Origin of the sequence: Caballeronia pedi, from assembly GCF_001544915.2 — a bacterium.
GTDB lineage: Bacteria > Pseudomonadota > Gammaproteobacteria > Burkholderiales > Burkholderiaceae > Caballeronia > Caballeronia pedi.
Genome location: NZ_FCOE02000006.1, coordinates 107,534 through 124,020, shown reverse-complemented (window position 1 = coordinate 124,020; position 16,487 = coordinate 107,534). Strand labels below are relative to the sequence as shown.

At 63.5% G+C, this 16,487-nt stretch carries 17 protein-coding genes and 1 tRNA gene; 12 read left to right on the top strand and 6 right to left on the bottom strand.

Annotated features, from left to right (window positions below):
- Nucleotides 1-13 precede the first annotated feature (13 nt).
- The 8 genes from AWB80_RS11550 to catC all read left to right on the top strand — a co-directional run bounded on the left by AWB80_RS11550 (nt 14) and on the right by catC (nt 6,810).
- Nucleotides 14-535, top strand: a complete 522-nt coding sequence (locus AWB80_RS11550; protein ID WP_061174788.1) for a methylamine dehydrogenase light chain — start codon at nt 14-16, stop codon at nt 533-535.
- Nucleotides 532-1,017 carry a c-type cytochrome gene (locus tag AWB80_RS11545; RefSeq protein ID WP_061174787.1) on the top strand — a complete coding sequence of 162 codons (486 nt, stop codon included), beginning with the start codon at nt 532-534 and terminating at the stop codon, nt 1,015-1,017. Before AWB80_RS11550 ends, AWB80_RS11545 begins: the two co-directional genes overlap by 4 nt.
- Nucleotides 1,014-1,472: a c-type cytochrome gene (locus tag AWB80_RS11540; protein WP_061174786.1), complete on the top strand. Its 459-nt coding sequence runs from the start codon at nt 1,014-1,016 to the stop codon at nt 1,470-1,472. The genes AWB80_RS11545 and AWB80_RS11540 overlap by 4 nt, the downstream gene beginning before the upstream one ends.
- A 10-nt stretch (nt 1,473-1,482) precedes the next feature.
- Nucleotides 1,483-2,988 carry an aldehyde dehydrogenase family protein gene (locus AWB80_RS11535; protein ID WP_061174785.1) on the top strand — a complete coding sequence of 502 codons (1,506 nt, stop codon included), beginning with the start codon at nt 1,483-1,485 and terminating at the stop codon, nt 2,986-2,988.
- Nucleotides 2,989-2,998: 10 nt separating this feature from the next.
- The gene (locus AWB80_RS11530; protein ID WP_061174784.1) at nt 2,999-4,213 is read left to right on the top strand and encodes a porin; all 1,215 of its coding nucleotides are present in this window, start codon (nt 2,999-3,001) and stop codon (nt 4,211-4,213) included.
- A 177-nt stretch (nt 4,214-4,390) separates the two neighbouring features.
- The gene (locus tag AWB80_RS11525; RefSeq protein ID WP_279628648.1) at nt 4,391-5,548 is read left to right on the top strand and encodes a muconate/chloromuconate family cycloisomerase; all 1,158 of its coding nucleotides are present in this window, start codon (nt 4,391-4,393) and stop codon (nt 5,546-5,548) included.
- A 43-nt stretch (nt 5,549-5,591) separates the two neighbouring features.
- Complete coding sequence (gene catA / locus AWB80_RS11520) at nt 5,592-6,500, top strand: catechol 1,2-dioxygenase (protein ID WP_061174783.1); 909 nt, start codon at nt 5,592-5,594, stop codon at nt 6,498-6,500.
- Nucleotides 6,501-6,519: 19 nt separating this feature from the next.
- The gene (gene catC / locus AWB80_RS11515; RefSeq protein ID WP_061174782.1) at nt 6,520-6,810 is read left to right on the top strand and encodes a muconolactone Delta-isomerase; all 291 of its coding nucleotides are present in this window, start codon (nt 6,520-6,522) and stop codon (nt 6,808-6,810) included.
- A 47-nt stretch (nt 6,811-6,857) separates the two neighbouring features.
- Here catC and AWB80_RS11510 read toward each other — a convergent pair whose 3' ends face one another.
- Together AWB80_RS11510 and AWB80_RS11505 are read right to left on the bottom strand one after the other, a co-directional pair.
- Entirely contained in the window at nt 6,858-7,343 is a 486-nt protein-coding gene (locus AWB80_RS11510) for a nucleoside deaminase (protein ID WP_061174781.1), read from the bottom strand.
- A 52-nt stretch (nt 7,344-7,395) separates the two neighbouring features.
- On the bottom strand, nt 7,396-8,304 hold the full coding sequence (locus tag AWB80_RS11505; RefSeq protein ID WP_061174780.1) for a LysR family transcriptional regulator: 909 nt from the start codon (nt 8,302-8,304) through the stop codon (nt 7,396-7,398).
- Nucleotides 8,305-8,462: 158 nt separating this feature from the next.
- On the opposite strand from AWB80_RS11505, the gene AWB80_RS11500 reads away from it, so the two are divergent.
- From AWB80_RS11500 to AWB80_RS11485, 4 genes are all read left to right on the top strand, one after another.
- Nucleotides 8,463-9,332 (top strand): NAD(P)-dependent oxidoreductase, encoded by an 870-nt coding sequence (locus AWB80_RS11500; RefSeq protein ID WP_061174779.1) that lies wholly within the window; start codon nt 8,463-8,465, stop codon nt 9,330-9,332.
- Nucleotides 9,333-9,347: 15 nt separating this feature from the next.
- Nucleotides 9,348-10,859, top strand: coding sequence for an aldehyde dehydrogenase family protein (locus tag AWB80_RS11495; protein WP_061174778.1), 1,512 nt, complete (start codon nt 9,348-9,350; stop codon nt 10,857-10,859).
- A 59-nt stretch (nt 10,860-10,918) separates the two neighbouring features.
- Nucleotides 10,919-12,259: a DUF3100 domain-containing protein gene (locus AWB80_RS11490; RefSeq protein ID WP_061174777.1), complete on the top strand. Its 1,341-nt coding sequence runs from the start codon at nt 10,919-10,921 to the stop codon at nt 12,257-12,259.
- A 150-nt stretch (nt 12,260-12,409) separates the two neighbouring features.
- Nucleotides 12,410-12,577, top strand: coding sequence for a hypothetical protein (locus tag AWB80_RS11485; protein ID WP_311394672.1), 168 nt, complete (start codon nt 12,410-12,412; stop codon nt 12,575-12,577).
- Between the two features lie 61 nt (nt 12,578-12,638).
- Here the strand turns inward: AWB80_RS11485 and AWB80_RS11480 are convergent.
- The 4 genes from AWB80_RS11480 to AWB80_RS11465 all read right to left on the bottom strand — a co-directional run bounded on the left by AWB80_RS11480 (nt 12,639) and on the right by AWB80_RS11465 (nt 16,479).
- Nucleotides 12,639-12,715 (bottom strand) — tRNA-Val (locus AWB80_RS11480).
- A gap of 222 nt (nt 12,716-12,937) precedes the next feature.
- Nucleotides 12,938-13,927 (bottom strand): dihydroxyacetone kinase subunit DhaK, encoded by a 990-nt coding sequence (gene dhaK, locus AWB80_RS11475; RefSeq protein WP_061174775.1) that lies wholly within the window; start codon nt 13,925-13,927, stop codon nt 12,938-12,940.
- Between the two features lie 22 nt (nt 13,928-13,949).
- On the bottom strand, nt 13,950-14,579 hold the full coding sequence (gene dhaL, locus AWB80_RS11470) for a dihydroxyacetone kinase subunit DhaL (RefSeq protein WP_061174774.1): 630 nt from the start codon (nt 14,577-14,579) through the stop codon (nt 13,950-13,952).
- A 70-nt stretch (nt 14,580-14,649) separates the two neighbouring features.
- Nucleotides 14,650-16,479, bottom strand: coding sequence for a glycoside hydrolase family 15 protein (locus tag AWB80_RS11465; protein WP_061174773.1), 1,830 nt, complete (start codon nt 16,477-16,479; stop codon nt 14,650-14,652).
- Nucleotides 16,480-16,487 lie beyond the last annotated feature (8 nt).

Genomic DNA, 16,487 nt, shown 5'->3' with positions numbered 1-16,487 from the left:
CAGGTGAGCGTCCATGAAATGGCTGGATTCATTCTTCGAACATAAGGCGCGCGGCGTTGCGCAGCGCAGCTCGCGGCGCAGCGCAATGGCGAAGCTCGGCAAGGTGTTGGTCGGATCGGCGATGGTGCCGCTGCTGCCGGTGGACCGCACCGCGTATGCGACGGAACCGAAGAAGCCGGGTGCATCGGCAAGCGATGATCCGATGAGCTGCGACTACTGGAAGTATTGCGCGATCGACGGCTGGCTTTGCAGTTGCTGCGGCGGCACGTCGAGCAGTTGCCCGCCGGGCACGACGCCTTCGCCGATCACGTGGATTGGCACCTGCCGCAATCCGCACGACGGGTCCGATTACATCGTGTCGTACAACGACTGCTGTGGCAAGACGACTTGCGGCCGCTGCTTCTGCAATCGCAACGAACGCGAGAAGCCGCTTTACAAGCTGTCGCTCAATAACGACATCAACTGGTGCATGGCGAACAGCAATTCGAATTACCACTGCTCGGTATCGGTTCTGTTGGGAGCGGCAACGCAATGAAGACGGCACGTGTATTGATGGCGGCAATCGCCGCCGGCGCGATGAGTCTCGGAACTCAGGCGTCGGCGCAAACGGTGCATTATCCCGGCGGCAAGTCGACCTTCGACGGCAAGTGCGCCGTCTGCCACCAGGCGGGCGGCAAGGGCATGGACGGCCTTGCGCCGCCGCTCGTCGAGTATCCGGGCAAGTACGCAGGTTCGCCCGATGGCCGCGCGCAACTCGGGCATACCGTGATGTACGGCATGTTCGGTCCGATCAAGGTCAAGGAGAAGAGCTACAACTTCAAGATGCCGAGCTTCGCATCGCTCTCCGATGAAGAGATCGCCGACGTGCTGAACTATGTCGTGTTCGATCTGAATGCGCAGCATGGTTCGGCCAAGCCCTTCGACGTGGCCGAGGTCAAGGCCTGGCGCGCAGGGCCGCTCGACCAGACCGCCGTGCATCAGCGGCGCGACGCGGTCGTGAAGGGTCTCGGGCTATGAAGCCGCGCGCGGTCATCGCCGCCGCGATGCTCGCCGCGCTCGGCACGCCGGGAGCATCGCAGGCGCAGGAGTACGACGCGGCGCGCGCGCGTCAGGACTGGGTGCTCAACTGCATGGGATGCCATACCGCCAATGGTTCGGGCATACCCGGCAAAGTGCCGGCCTTGCGCGAATCGCTCGGTCATTTCGTCTCGTTGCCGGAGGGGCGTCAGTTCGTGATGCGCGTGCCCGGCGCGGCCAACTCCGCATTGAACGATGCCGAACTCGCGAACGTCCTGAACTGGCTGCTCGCGACGATGAACGAGCGCTCCCGGCCTGCATCGTTCAAGCCTTATACAGCGGATGAAATCGCGGCACATCGCCGTCCCGCGCTCACCGATGTCGCGCGCACCCGCACGAAGCTCGTGAAGGAATTGCAGGAGAACGGCGTGAACGCCGTCCCGGAACACTACTAGGAGACACAAGATGAATAACAACCAGCATCTTTCGATGCTCGATTCGACGCGCGCCTTTCTTGCGTCGACGCAGAAGATGTTGATCGACGGCGCATGGGTGCAAAGCACCAGCGGCGCGACGCTCGACGTCATCAATCCCGCCGATGGCGAACTGCTCGCACGCGTGCCGAGCGCCGATGAAACCGATGTGGATCGCGCGGTGCTCGCCGCGCGCCGGGCCTTCGACGACTCCGCATGGTCACGCATGAAGCCGACCGATCGCGAGCGTCTCTTGTTGCGCGTCGCCGATCTGATCGAAGCGAATGCGCGCGAGCTCGCGGAAATCGAATCGCTCGACAACGGCAAGCCGGTCACGGTCGCGCAAGGGCTGGATGTGTCGATGGCCGCGCAATGCTTCCGCTACATGGCTGGCTGGGCGACGAAGATCGAAGGCAGCACGCTCGATGCATCGATCCCGTATAGCCCGTCGAATGCTTTCTTCGGCTATACGCGCAAGGAAGCGGTGGGTGTCGTCGGTGCGATCATTCCGTGGAATTTCCCGTTGCTGATGGCGTCGTGGAAACTCGCGCCCGCGCTTGCCACGGGTTGCACCGTCGTGCTCAAGCCGGCCGAAGATACGCCGCTGTCCGCATTGCGGCTTGCGATGCTGATCGAGGAAGCCGGCATCGAGAAGGGTGTCGTGAATGTCGTGACGGGCCTCGGCCGCACGGCGGGCGCGGCGCTCGCGCGTCACCCCGGCATCGACAAGATCGCCTTCACGGGCTCGACGCCGACGGGCAAGGCGATCGGCCGTGCAGCGCTCGACAACATGACGCGCATGTCGCTCGAACTGGGCGGCAAGTCGCCGGTGATCGTGCTGCCCGATGTCGATATCGACAAGGCCGCGGAAGGTGTCGCCAACGCGATCTTCTTCAACTCGGGACAGGTGTGCACGGCGGGCTCGCGCGTCTATGTTCACGACAAAGTATTCGATCGCGTGATGGAGCGCGTCGCGGCGATCGCGCAATCCTTGCCGATGGGACCGGGACTCGATGCCTCGACTCAGATCGGGCCGCTCGTCTCGGCACGGCAGATGGATCGCGTGCTCGGTTATATCAAGGCGGGACGCGACGAAGGCGCGCGTGCGATCGCGGGCGGTGCGCGCAAGGAAGGCGCGGGGTTCTTCGTGAAGCCCACCGTGCTGGTCGATACCGATCATTCGATGAAGGTCGTGCGCGAGGAAATCTTCGGGCCGGTGCTCGTCGCGATGCCGTTCAACGATATCGACAACGTGGTCGCGAAGGCGAACGATACGCCGTACGGACTCGGCGCGAGCATCTGGTCGAACGATCTTTCGGCGATTCACAAGCTCGTGCCGCGCATCAAGGCGGGCACGGTCTGGGTCAACTGCCATTCGCTGCTCGACAACGCGATGCCCTTCGGCGGCTTCAAGCAATCGGGTTTCGGGCGCGAACTCGGACGCGCGGTGATCGACATGTACACCGAATCGAAGTCGGTGCTGATCAACTACGCGTAAGGACGCTCGCATGATAACTAAAACAATCGCACGTCAACTGATGTCGACGGCGGCGCTCGCGGCATGCGCGAGCGCATCGGCGCAAAGCACGGTGACGCTGTACGGAACCGTCGATGCGGGGCTGACCTACACGACGAATCAGCAATTCACCAATGCCGACGGCAGCGTCGGCTCGGGGCATAACTTCGCGTTCTCGGGCGGCAATCTCGTGCCTTCGCGTTTCGGCTTGCTTGGCGTCGAAGATCTCGGCGGCGGACTGCAGGCGAAGTTCAATCTGGAAAACAGCTTCTATACGGGCACCGGCGGTTTTGTTCAGGGCGGGGCGCAATTCAACCGTCAGGCGTGGGTCGGGCTGGGCCACGAGCAATTCGGCACGTTGTCGTTCGGGCGTCAGTACGATTCGTATTCGGATTTCCTCGGACTTTACGTGTCGAGCAATTCGTGGGCGACGCTGTACGGCTCGCACATCGGCGACGTCGACAACCTGAACGAAGCGTTCAACTTCAACAACTCGATCAAGTACACGAGCCCGGACTGGAATGGTTTCTCGGTAGGCGGCACATATAGTCTCGGCGGCGTGGCGGGTGATTTCAGCCAACGGCGCGGCTATTCGGTCGCTGCGGCTTATACGCGATTGCCCGTGTCCATCAGCGCGGGTTATCTGAACCTGCGCAATCCGCTCGATGCGGCCCTGGGCGGCACGAACGGCTATATCGGCGATTTCGCCTGCTCCAATCCGACTGCGCTCTATTGCCAGTTGCAGAACGCGGAGGCGTTGAAAGCGTATGGCGCGGGCGCATCGTATGCGATCGGACCGGCGACCATCGCGCTGACTTACACGCATAGCCGCCTGGAACATAGCCAGTACTTCGCGGACAGCGCCAATCCGCAAGGCCGCGATATCGCGTTCGATATCGGTGAAGTGAATCTGACCTACGCGGCCACGCCGTTCCTGCAACTCGGACTCGCGTACATCTATAACAATGCGAAGCCGGATGGATCTTCATCGACGCGCTTTCATCAGGTGAACCTCGGTGCGAATTACGCGCTGTCCAAGCGCACGGCGCTGTATGGCGTCGCGATCATGCAGAAGGCGGTAGGCGCGGGTCTCGGCATCGATCCGGCGACGGGTGGCTCCGCGAATTACGCGCAGATTCCCAATCTGCCGAATTCGAACAGCGATCGACAACTGTCTGTGACGCTCGGCATACGGCATAACTTCTAAATAATTCCGAGGGCGTGTTTGACCCGGCCGGGAGCTTTCCCCGCCGGGTTTTTTCGCTTGCAACCTGGCTTCGTAGAATCAATCTTATGGATGCGCATCGCCATATATGATTGATTTGACCGATATAAGCGCGTCGTTTAATTTCGTTGCAGACACAACGAAACGGAGACGCAAGCCGTGCCATTCCCCTTCATCGGCATCGAAAAGATAGAAACGATGCTCGTCGACGTGCCGACGATTCGCCCGCACCGCTTGTCGGTCGCCACCATGAACTGCCAGACGCTCGTGATCGTGCGCGTGACCTGCACGGACGGCATCGTCGGATGCGGCGAAGGCACGACCATCGGCGGACTCGCTTATGGCGAGGAAAGCCCCGAGAGCATCAAGACCAACATCGATACGTATTTCACGCCCTTGCTCAAGGGCATGGACGCGAGCCGCCCGGGCGCGGCGATGGCCAAAATGCGCGATTGCTTTCAAGGCAATCGCTTCGCGAAATGCGCGCTCGAAACCGCGCTCTTCGATGCACAGGCGCAGCGTCTGAACGTGCCGTTGTCGGAGCTGTTCGGCGGACGCGTGACGGATCGCGTCGATGTCGCATGGACGCTTGCGAGCGGCGAGACAGGCCGCGATATCGACGAAGCGGAGCAGATGCTCGACCGCCGCAGACATCGCGTGTTCAAGCTGAAGATCGGCGCGCGCGCGTTGGCGGACGACGTCGCGCATGTGATCGCAATCAAGCAGGCACTCGGCGATCGCGGCGAAGTGCGCGTGGACATCAATCAGGCATGGAGCGAAAGCGACGCCGTATGGGCCGCCAGGCGTTTCGCGGATGCGGGCATCGGCCTGATCGAACAGCCTGTCGCCGCGAGCGATCACGCGGGACTCGCGCGCCTGACGAAGCTTGCGCACGTTCCCATCATGGCCGATGAAGCGCTGCGCGGCCCCGGCGATGCCTTCGCGCTCGCCAGCACGCGCGCGGCCCATGTCTTTGCCGTGAAGATCGCGCAATCGGGCGGCCTGATGGGCGCGGCGAGCGTCGCATCGATCGCGCGGGCCGCGCACATCGATCTCTACGGCGGCACGATGCTTGAAGGCGCGATCGGCACGATGGCATCCGCGCAATTGTTCAGCACCTTCGGCGAGATGCGCTGGGGCACGGAACTCTTCGGACCGCTGCTGCTCACCGAAGACATTCTCATCGAGCCTTTGCGGTATGAAAACTTCGCGCTTCATCTGCCGCAAGGGCCGGGACTCGGCATCGCGCTCGACTGGGAGCGTATCGAACGTTTGCGTCGCGATTCGAAGCGCGGCGCGTTTGTCGCAATGAACTGATCACTGCAGTACCCCACATATACCGATTCACGGAGACATCGACATGAACAGAGAAAGCATCGACGCCCTGCTGCAAAAGTTCAACGACAGCGCCACGAACGAGGGCAACGCGCGCACGAAAGCGATCGTGAACCGCATCGTGCGCGATCTCTTCTACACGATCGAAGACCTCGACGTGAGCCCGGGCGAGTTCTGGGCCGCGCTGAATTATCTCGGCGAAACGGGGCAGAGCGGCGAGTTCGGCTTGCTCGCGGCGGGCCTCGGTTTCGAGCATTTCCTCGATGCCCGTCTCGATGAAAAGGAAGCACAGGCCGGTCTCGAAGGCGGCACGCCGCGCACCATCGAAGGACCGCTCTATGTGGCGGGCGCGCCCGAGTCAGTCGGACACGCTCGTCTCGACGACGGCACCAGTCCCGGCGAAACGCTCGTGATGCGCGGGCGCGTGCTGACGAAAGACGGCAAGCCGCTTGTGAATGCGCTCGTCGAAGTGTGGCACGCCAATCATCTCGGCAATTACTCGTTCTTCGACAAGTCGCAGTCCGCCTTCAATCTGCGCCGCTCGATCCGCACCGATGGCGAAGGCAATTACGCGTTCACGAGCGTCGTGCCGGTGGGCTATAGCGTGCCGCCTACCGGCAAGACGCAGCAATTGCTCGATCAACTCGGACGGCATGGCCATCGCCCTGCGCATATTCACTTCTTCGTGTCGGCGCCGGGGTATCGCAAGCTGACGACGCAGATCAATATCGACGGCGATCCGTATCTGTGGGACGACTTCGCGTTCGCCACGCGTGATGGTCTCGTTCCCGAAGTGCATAAAGCCGAAGGCGCGCAAGGCAAGCCGTATGGTGTGGAAGGGCGCTTCGCGCTGATCGATTTCGACTTCACGCTGTGCAGCGAACGCGACGATGTGCCGGGCACCGAAGTGCCGCGTGTGCGCGCGGCGGTTTGATTAACTGATCGGAGCGAACATGCTGTTTCACGTCGAAATGACGGTCAATCTGCCGCACGATTTATCGCCCGCGCGCGCGGAAGAACTCAAGGCGCAAGAAAAGGAAATGGCGCAGCAATTGCAGCGCGAAGGCGTATGGCGGCATCTGTGGCGTGTAGCGGGACGTTATGCGAACGTGAGCATCTTCGATGTCGAAAGTCCCGCGCATCTGCATGACGTGCTGAGTCGTTTGCCCTTGTTTCCGTATATGTCGATGGAAGTGACGGCGCTGTGCAGACATGCGTCGTCGGTGCGGGAAGGAGACGCGTAACACCATTCGATCGCTTCGGGAGAAGCGATCGAATATACGGTCTTCTGCTAAGCGCTCGCCTTGCGATAGTGCGCCACGTGCAGCGCTTTCACACGCTCCGCGAATTCCTCGACGGGACCATCGACCACCGTGTCCGCGATCACGTCCTGAATCGCCAGCGCACGCACGCGCCCCGGTTGCGCGCCGAGTTCCGCGCGCCATCGCGTGAACTGCTGCGTCGACGCCGCATAGACGATGCGCCCCAGTCCAACCCACGCATGCGCCGCCGAACACATCGGGCAATGTTCACCGGACGTGTACACCACCGCGTCCGCGCGCTCGGCTTCGGGCACGTTCTCAGCCGCCCATTTCGCAATAGCGAACTCCGGATGCCGCGTATGATCCCCACCGCTCACGCGATTGCGGTCTTCGAACAGCACGCGCCCGTCCTTCGCGACGAGCATCGAGCCGAATGGTTCGTCGCCGTCGTCGAGCGCTTCCTGCGCCAGTTCGATGCAGCGCATCAGGTGCTGCTTGTCGGTATCGTCGATCATGCCGTGTCCTCCTTGTTTGACAGCCGGACCATGATGTTAGCGGACATCCCGATTAGCGGAACGCCCGCATCTGCGCCGTCATGAACTGCAGCATCTTGTTCGTCGCGACCGACAGCCTGCGCCCCGCGCGCGTCACGAGATGCGCTTCGGCATCGGCGAGAATCGGATGATTGATGTCGATCGCGAAGAGTTCGCCCGCTTCCATCTCGCTCGTCACCGCGAACGCGGGCAACACCGTGATGCCGAGCCCCGACTTCACGAACTGCTTGAGAATGGCGATGGAATTCGTCGTGACGACCGGATCGAGCCGCAGCTTCTCTGCATATTCGACGGCCTGCAACATTTGCCGCGTGCCGTATGACGCGTGCGTCACCGCAAGCGGATAGTGCGCGAGTTCCTGCACGCTCATCGACTTGCGGTCCTTGCGCGGAAAGCTCGCGCCGACGATCGCCATCATCGGCTGACGCTTGATCGCGCGCGATACGAGCTTCGGTTCCTGCGGCGGGTTGTAGACGAGGCCGATCTCGCCTTCGTCCTCGGAAATCTTGCGAATCACGTCGTTGGTGCCGCCGAGATCGAGATTCACCTTGATGCCGGTGTATTGCTTGCAGAACTGCTGCATCGGCCCCGATAGAAGATCTGACACGAAGCCTTCGCCGAGCACGATATTCACTTGCCCCGTGCGCAGGCCGCGTAATTCCTCGAGACGCGAAAGCAGGTCATCGCGATGCGCAAGCTGCTCGCGAAAATATTCGATCACGCATTGCCCGGCCTCGGTCGTCTTCACGCCGCGCGCGTGCCGTTCGACGAGCGCCGCATCGAGTTCCTTTTCCAGCAGGCCGATCTGCCGGCTCACCGCCGACGGCGCGACGTTGAGGTAGTCGGCTGCCGCGCGAATCGTGCCGCAGCGCACGGCCTCGAAAAAATAGACGATTCGGCTGTCGGTCAGATTGTCTGTCATGGGGGTCCCAGTGTTCTAAAAATTAGAACACTTTCAATATTGGCGTTGATTGATTGTACGGCTTCACCAGCGGAATATGACAGCACTGCAATAACGCGCGACGCGGCCGGCAGACGGGCTGACCGAACCGCCTCGCGCACGAGAAGGAGAGTTGGCTGATGAAGACGGTGGGTGTGATCGGTCTCGGGAACATGGGGCGCGGCATGGCGCGCTCGGCGCAGCGCGGCGGCTATCGCGTGCTCGGCTTCGATGCCGCGCCGGGCGTCGCGGAAGGGTTGCAGGCGGATGGCATCGAGCCACGCGCGTCGATCGCGGCGATCGCGGCCGAAGCCGACGTGCTGATCCTGTCGCTGCCGACTTCCGCGATCGTCGAGGAAGTCGTGCTCGGGCAAGGCGGCGTGGCGTCGAGCGGCAAGCCCGGCCTGATAGTCGTCGATACGACTACCGCCGATCCGGCCAGCACGAAGAAGGTCGCGGCCGCGCTGGCGGAATGCAGTATCGGCTTCGTCGACGGCCCCGTGAGCGGCGGCCCGAAAGGCGCCGCAACCGCCACGATGACGATGGTCCTCGGCGGCGCGGAAGCCGACGTCGCCGCGGTCGAACCGATTCTCGCGGTGATCAGCGCGAAGCGCGTGCACGTCGGGCCGGTCGGCGCGGGGCACGTGACGAAGATCATCAACAACATGCTGACGGGCGTGCATCTGCTCGTGGCGAGCGAGGCCGTGCGCGCAGCGCAGGCATCGGGCGTGGATCCGGAAAAGCTCGTAGAGGCGCTCAACGGCGGCTCTGGGCGCAACAGCGCGACGCTCACCAATTACCCAACGTGGATTTTCAACGACACGTTCGACTCCGGCTTCACGATGAAACTCATGCGCAAGGACGTGCGCCTCGCGATGGCATTGCTCGACGGCGTGCACGCGAACGCGCCGATCGCGCAGGAAGCGGGGCGCCTGTGGGCGGCGAGCGAGGCGAGCATCGGCGATGCGGAGGATTTCAATCGCATCGTACAGTTCATCGAATCGAAGTAAGGGGAACATCCGGACATGGAACACAACGCAGCAGAACAGCTTCTCGCGGCCTTCGCGCACTTCTTCCCGAATGCGAAGACCATCGGCTCATTTGTCGGCGGTGAATTGATCGAAGGCGCGGGCGACGCCATCCAGCTTTACGACGCTGCCACGGGCAAGCCGAGCCTCGCGTACAGGGACGGCGGCGCGGCGGTCGTCGAACAGGCGGCGAGCGCGGCCACGCGCGCGCAGAAGCAATGGTGGGCGCTCACGCACGCGGCGCGCGGCCGGGTGATGTTCGAGATCGCGCGGGAAATCCGCAAGGAAGCGGAACAGATCGCGCGGCTGGAATCGCTCGGCTCGGGCAAACCGATCCGCGATTGCCGTGGCGAAGTGGCGAAAGTCGCCGAGATGTTCGAGTACTACGGCGGCTGGGCCGACAAGTTTTATGGCGATGTCATTCCCGTGCCGAGTTCGCATCTGAACTACACGCGCCGTGAGCCCGCCGGTACGGTGCTGCAGATCACGCCGTGGAACGCGCCCGTTTTCACCTGCGGCTGGCAGGTCGCGCCCGCCATCTCGATGGGCAACGCGGTGCTGCTGAAGCCGTCGGAGCTGACGCCGTTCACGTCGCTCGTGATCGGCTTGCTGGCCGAGCGCGGCGGTGCGCCGAAGGGTCTCATCAACGTGCTGGCGGGGCTCGGGCAGACGGTCGCGCAGTCGGCGATCGCGCACAAGGCGGTGAAGAAAGTCGTGTTCGTCGGCTCGCCGGCGACGGGCGCGCGCATCGCCGAGGCCGCGGCCAAGCGCGTGCTGCCGTGCGTGCTGGAGCTGGGCGGCAAATCGGCCAACATCATCTTCGCCGATGCCGATCTCAAACGCGCCGCCTTGACCGCCCAGGCGGCGATTTTCGCGGGCGCGGGGCAAAGCTGCGTCGCGGGCTCGCGCCTGCTCGTGCAGCGTTCCGTCTATGACGAATTCGTCGCGATGGTCGCGGCGGGCGCGAAGAAGATCAGGGTAGGCGCTCCCCTCGACGATACGACCGAGGTCGGCCCGATCAATAATCGCAAGCAATATGATCACGTGATGTCGATGATCGAGAAGGGCGTCGCCGAGGGCGCGACGCTGGCGGCGGGCACGGCCGCGCGCTCGGACGCAGGCTATTTCGTCTCGCCGACGGTGCTCGCAGGCGTAACCAACGACATGGACGTGGCGCGCACGGAAATCTTCGGGCCGGTGGTCGCGGCGATTCCGTTCGACACGGAAGAGGAAGCCGTCGCGATCGCCAACGATACCGAGTTCGGCCTCGCGGGCGCGGTGTGGACCAACGACGTCGCGCGTTCGCATCGCGTCGCGAGTCAGGTCGATGCGGGCACGTTCTGGGTGAATGGCTACAAGACGATCAACGTCGCGTCGCCGTTCGGCGGCTATGGACTGTCCGGCTATGGACGATCCAGCGGCGTCGAGGCGCTTTACGAGTACACGCAGACCAAGAGCGTGTGGATCGAAACGGCGAAGGAGCCGGCAACCACGTTCGGCTATCTATGACCAAAGCGCCCGCGCGTTTCCGATGACGGCATCGCGCGGGCCATCGAGGGGAGCAGAGAATGCAAAGCACGTTGAGCGCGGATCGCGCGCAAGGAAGCGGCTTGAGAACCGCGAAGCTCTTTTTCTATGCGGCGATCATTCTGTTGATCGCGGAGTTCATCGGATCGTTCACGTTCAAGATCGGCCCGGGCAAGGTCGTCCTGCTGCCGATGATCTGGGCGCTCCTGCTGGGCGCCGCGCTCGGACTCATCTCCGAGCGCTGGCAAAGCCCGGCGCGGCTCGACGTGCGCAGCCAGTTTCACGCGGCAGCGATTCTTCAGCCCGCGCTGCTGCTGTTCGTCGCGAAGCTCGGGCTGATGGTCGGCAGTGCGCTGCCGAAGCTCGCAGCGGCCGGTTGGGCGCTCGCGTTTCAGGAACTGGGCCACTTCGTCGGCACGATCCTGCTCGGTCTGCCGCTCGCGCTCTTGCTCGGCATCAAGCGCGAGGCGATCGGCGCGACGTTTTCGGTCGGGCGTGAGCCGAGTCTTGCGATCATCGGCGAGAAATACGGCATGGATTCCGCCGAAGGGCGCGGCGTGCTCGCCGAATATCTGACGGGCACGGTGTTCGGCGCGGTGTTCATCGCGATCTTCGCGGGGTTCGTCGCGAGCTTGCATATCTTTCATCCGCTCGCGCTCGCGATGGGTTCGGGCGTCGGCTCCGGCAGCATGATGGCGGCGGCGTCGGGCGCGATCGCGGCGCAGCAGGACCCGGAGACGGCGAAATCCGTGCTGACGTTCGCGGCGGCGAGCAATCTGATCACGACGACCATCGGCACGTACTTCACGCTTTTCATCTCGCTGCCGATGGCGGTGTGGGGCTATCGGCTGCTGGAGCCGCTGATCGGTCGTACTAGCCGCGCATCGGACACGCGCGAGGCGGCGTCGTCGGCGCCGAAACTGGGCGACGTGAAGACCGAGGCGCCTCATCTCGGCTATGGCGGCAAGTTGCTCGCGTGGGGCGTGACGGCGCTGATGGCGCTCGTCGCAGACTGGATCACGCACGGCACGACGCCGCTGCAAGGTCTGCCGGGCATGGCGGTGATGGTGCTCGCGACGATCGTCGGCGACGCGATCGCGCAGGTGAGCGGCCGCAAGATTCCGGCGGTGTGCTGGGTGTCGATCGTGGCGATGTTCCTGACCTCGCCGTGGTGTCCGTGGGGCGCGCAGATCGCTGCGGCGAGCGCGCAGAACGACTTCCTCGGAGTCACGACGCCGATGCTGACCTTTGCTGGGCTTTCGATCGCCAAGGACATTCCGGCTTTCCGCAGACTCGGCTGGCGCATCGTGCTGGTGTCGTTCGTGGCGAATGCCGGCACGTTCCTGGGCGCGGCATTGGTGGCGCAGCTGTTTCACATCTGAGGGCGGTTCTGACGCGCGGAAACGCGCTACGGCGGCGGGCAGGGCGGTATAAAATCGAGAGGTATTCCCTTCGTATCGCGCTTGCATGCGCCCGCCGCCATGGAAAGTCCTTCGGGCAAAGAAACCTCTCGCAAGCGGATGTCGCCCCGCATGCTCAACGTGCTGACGGCGCTCATCGGCATTGCCACGCTCGCGCTGGGCGTCGCCTGGCTGATCTATACCTGGATCGTCCATCTGGAGATCCCGTATTTCGCCATTCCGCTGGTGCTTACGGTGCCGGTGATCGTCGCGGTGGCGTTCCGCAATTGCTGGGATTGACGCGCAAAATGAAAAACGCACCGTGGCGATGCAGATCGCTGCGGTGCGTTTTTTATATCGTTGGTAGGCTCGATTGGACTCGAACCAACGACCCCCACCATGTCAAGGTGGTGCTCTAACCAGCTGAGCTACGAGCCTACGGAAGCCGCGGATTATAGAGGATGGTATTGAATTGTGCGAGGTTTTGGGTGAAATTTTTTTGGTTCGGGGATTATTCGGGTGCGGGTGGTTGGGAGTGTGATGTTTGAAGAGTGCTTTTTGTCGAGTTTGTTGTTTGACATAACATAAATTATCGAATTTTGTATGTAGGTCTCAGATTCAAATGTCGCGTTTCTGCCAGCTAGAAATGGTCGCGTGGACTCACACCCCCCACCTCAACCCCGCCGTATGCACCGGACAATCCCAATACCGCATCATCTCGTCATCGAGCGTGCAGAGCGTGATCGACGCGCCCGCCATCTCCAGCGACGTCGTCAGCGCGCCCACTTGCGAGCGCGCGACGCTCAACCCGCGCCCATCGAGCCACGTGCGCGCCGCGTTATAGAGCAGATAAAGCTCCGACAACGGCGTGCCGCCCAGCCCATTGACGAGCAAAAGCAAACGCGCATCGGCGGCCGGCTTCAGATCGCCGACGATCGCCGCAAGCAGTTCATCCGCGATCGCGTTCGCCGTTTCGAACTTCGCGCGCCTGCGTCCCGGCTCGCCGTGAATGCCCACGCCGATCTCGATTTCATCGTCGCCGAGTGTGAAGGTCGGCTTGCCCGCGGCCGGCACCGTGCAACTCGAAAACGCCACGCCCATCGACGCAATCCGTTTCACCACACGTTCGCCGAACGCCCTGCACGCGTGCAGATCGGCGCCGGTTTCCGCGAAGCCGCCCACGAGCTTCTCGACGATGACCGTGCCCGCGACGCCGCGCCGTCCCGTCGTGAAACTGGAGTTCTCGACGGCGACATCGTCGTTGACGAGCACCGTCGCGTTCGGCATCTCGCACAGTTCCGACGCCATCTCGAAGTTCATCAGATCGCCCGAGTAGTTCTTCACGATGAACAGCACGCCCGCGCCCGTATCGGCGGCCTGGGCGGCGGCCAGCATCTGATCGGGCGTCGGCGACGTGAAGACCTGGCCGGGACACGCGGCATCGAGCATGCCGTGCCCGACGAAGCCGCCGTGCAGCGGCTCGTGACCCGAACCGCCGCCCGAGATGATCGCGACCTTGCCCGGCTTGAGCGTCTTGCGCACGATATAGAGCGGATCGAAGTTGACCGTGACGAGATCCGCGTGCGCGGCGGCAAAACCCGCGAGGCTCTCGGTCAGATAATCATCGACGCGATTGATGAACTTCTTCATGTCCCCTGCTCCTTTTTTGTGTTCAGGCATCGTCCTGCGCGAGTCGCGAGCAGACCGCCGCGATCATGAGCTGGCTCGACCGCGCGCCCGGATCGATATGACCGCGCGAGCGCTCGCCGAGAAACGACGCGCGTCCTTTCGTCGCGAGCATGTCGCGCGTGGTGAGCATGCTGGCTTCAGCGACGCGCGGCAGTTCCTCAAGAACATCCTTTCCGGATGCGCCCGTGGCGGCCATCGCGCTGAAGCGTTCAGCGACGGGAATCAGCACGTCCATCATCGTCTTGCTGCCGGCGCCGGTCTTGCCGCGCTGTCCGACGGCCTCGACGCCCGCCGCGAACGCGCGCGCGAACGGCGCCACGCCGGCTTCGTCGGACGAGGCTTTCGCCATGCCCGTCAGCATCGAAAAGAACAATGGGCCGGACGAGCCGCCGACCGTCGACAGCACCTTGGTCGCCGCGAGCTTGAGCGCGGGCGCGAAGGCTTCGGCTTCGATGGCCGCGCGCATGGCGGTGAGCGCATCCATGCCGCGCAGCAGATTGACGATGTGATCGCCATCGCCGATAGCCTGATCGAGCGATGCGATTTCGTCGGCATGCGCCTTGAGCGACGCGTGCGCCGCGTCGATGCACGCCATGACCGTCTTGCCGTCCATGCGCCGATCCTCCTTTCACGGGCCACGTGGTCTGAAAGGATACAGCGTCGCGGCGGGCCACGCAGATCGATCAGGTCCAGGGCACGTGCACGCGGTCCAGGTTTCTGTCGAGTTGATAGGCGGCGCTGATGAGCGCGAGATGCGTCAGCGCCTGCGGAAAGTTGCCGAGCGCCTCGCCGCTGGTCGCGGCTTCTTCGGAGAACAGCCCGACATGGTTCGCGTACGCGAGCATTTTCTCGAACACGAGGCGTCCTTCGTCCACCCGCCCCGCCCGCGCGAGCGCTTCCGCATACCAGAACGAGCACGCGGAAAAACCGCCTTCCGAGCCGGGCAAGCCGTCGAGCGTGGAGCCGCGCGTATAGCGGAAGATCAGCGGATCGACGCGCAAGTCGCGGCCGATGGCGTCGAGCGTGCCGATCCAGCGCGGGTCCTTCGGGCCGATGAAGCGCACGAGCGGCATCATCAGGGTTGAAGCGTCGAGCGTGGCCGAGCCCGGTGTCTGCACGAAGCTCCTGATGTCGTCGTTCCAGAACTGCTCGTGGATATCGCGATGGATCTCGTCGCGCGTCGCGAACCATTTCGCGAGCGGCGCGGGCAGCGAACGCTTTTCCGCAAGCCGCAGCGCGCGGTCCAGCGTCACCCAGCACATCAGGCGTGAATGCAACAGCGGGCGCGCGCCGTTGCGAAACTCCCAGATGCCGTGATCGGGTTCGCGCCAGTGCTCGACGACGTAATCGACGGTGCGCGTCACGTGCCGCCAGCCATCGTAGGAAATGGCCGCGCCGTATTTGTTGTAGAGATAGACCGAATCGAGCAGCGCGCCGTAGACGTCGAGCTGGATCTGGTCGCGCGCTTCGTTGCCGACGACGACCTGCCCCGGCGTATCGCCCACGAAGCTCGTCACGGCGGTTTCGGCGAGCGCATCGGTGCCGTCGACGGAATACATCACGCGCAACTGGCCGTGCGAAGCGCAATCGCGGCTGCGTTCGGCGATCCATTTCATGAAGCGTTCCGCCTCGCCGGTGTAGCCGAGTCGCAGCAGCGCGTACACGGAAAACGCGGCGTCGCGTATCCAGGTGTAGCGGTAATCCCAGCGGCGCGCGCCGTCCTGCGTTTCGGGCAGGCCGAAGGTCGGCGCCGCGACGATCGCGCCGAATTCCTCCGAGCTCAGGAGCTTCAGAGTCAGCGCCGAGCGCAGCACGACTTCGCGATAACGCCCGCGATACGTCGAGCGCGACGACCATTCCTTCCAGTAATCGATGGTCTCGGCGAGGATCGCGTCGTGGTTCGCCAAGATGTCGTCGAGGCCGTTTGCGTCGCCGAGCACGAAGCAGGCGCAATCGCCCTCCGCGAAATCGAGCGTGGCGCGCGCGCCTTGCGCGTCGATCGCGAGCGGCACGCTTGCAAGCAGACGTACGCGCGGAAAATCGCCCGCAGCGGTGAATTCGACGCCCTTCTCCACGGCACACGCCGTGTGCGTCGCGCGCGCATAGTCGAAGCGCGGATCGCAGCGCACATCGAGCGTCATGCGCCCGTACACGAGTCGCACGATGCGCAACACGCAGTTCGGAACATGCGACGGATTCGATGTCACCGGCATCAGATCGAGCAGCTCGCAGACGCCCTCGCCCGTCATGAACCGCGTGAGCAGCACGTTCGTTTCGGGCAGATACATCTGCTTGACGTTGGCGCCGGTCTCGCGCGGCGTGATCGAGAAAGCGCCGCCGCGCTCACGGTCGAGCAGCTCGGCGAAAAGCGTGGGCGAGTCGATGCGCGGAAAGCACATGAAGTCGATCGCCCCGCAGAGCGACACGAGCGCCGCCGTGTTCATGTTGCCGATCATGCCGCGCGCATCGACGGGCAACGCGGCCGGCGGAACCTGCTGGGGATGGTGTCCCATCGCGAATG

Bases quoted from the DNA above. Each gene is read 5' to 3' on its own strand.
- AWB80_RS11495 (WP_061174778.1), top strand. From the start codon at position 9,348: ATGGAACACAACGCAGCAGAACAGCTTCTCGCGGCCTTCGCGCACTTC.
- AWB80_RS11490 (WP_061174777.1), top strand. From the start codon at position 10,919: ATGCAAAGCACGTTGAGCGCGGATCGCGCGCAAGGAAGCGGCTTGAGA.
- dhaK (WP_061174775.1), bottom strand. From the start codon at position 13,927: ATGAAGAAGTTCATCAATCGCGTCGATGATTATCTGACCGAGAGCCTC.
- AWB80_RS11485 (WP_311394672.1), top strand. From the start codon at position 12,410: ATGCTCAACGTGCTGACGGCGCTCATCGGCATTGCCACGCTCGCGCTG.
- AWB80_RS11530 (WP_061174784.1), top strand. From the start codon at position 2,999: ATGATAACTAAAACAATCGCACGTCAACTGATGTCGACGGCGGCGCTC.
- AWB80_RS11500 (WP_061174779.1), top strand. From the start codon at position 8,463: ATGAAGACGGTGGGTGTGATCGGTCTCGGGAACATGGGGCGCGGCATG.
- AWB80_RS11540 (WP_061174786.1), top strand. From the start codon at position 1,014: ATGAAGCCGCGCGCGGTCATCGCCGCCGCGATGCTCGCCGCGCTCGGC.
- AWB80_RS11510 (WP_061174781.1), bottom strand. From the start codon at position 7,343: ATGATCGACGATACCGACAAGCAGCACCTGATGCGCTGCATCGAACTG.
- AWB80_RS11535 (WP_061174785.1), top strand. From the start codon at position 1,483: ATGAATAACAACCAGCATCTTTCGATGCTCGATTCGACGCGCGCCTTT.
- catC (WP_061174782.1), top strand. From the start codon at position 6,520: ATGCTGTTTCACGTCGAAATGACGGTCAATCTGCCGCACGATTTATCG.
- catA (WP_061174783.1), top strand. From the start codon at position 5,592: ATGAACAGAGAAAGCATCGACGCCCTGCTGCAAAAGTTCAACGACAGC.
- dhaL (WP_061174774.1), bottom strand. From the start codon at position 14,579: ATGGACGGCAAGACGGTCATGGCGTGCATCGACGCGGCGCACGCGTCG.
- AWB80_RS11505 (WP_061174780.1), bottom strand. From the start codon at position 8,304: ATGACAGACAATCTGACCGACAGCCGAATCGTCTATTTTTTCGAGGCC.
- AWB80_RS11545 (WP_061174787.1), top strand. From the start codon at position 532: ATGAAGACGGCACGTGTATTGATGGCGGCAATCGCCGCCGGCGCGATG.
- AWB80_RS11465 (WP_061174773.1), bottom strand. From the start codon at position 16,479: ATGGGACACCATCCCCAGCAGGTTCCGCCGGCCGCGTTGCCCGTCGAT.
- AWB80_RS11550 (WP_061174788.1), top strand. From the start codon at position 14: ATGAAATGGCTGGATTCATTCTTCGAACATAAGGCGCGCGGCGTTGCG.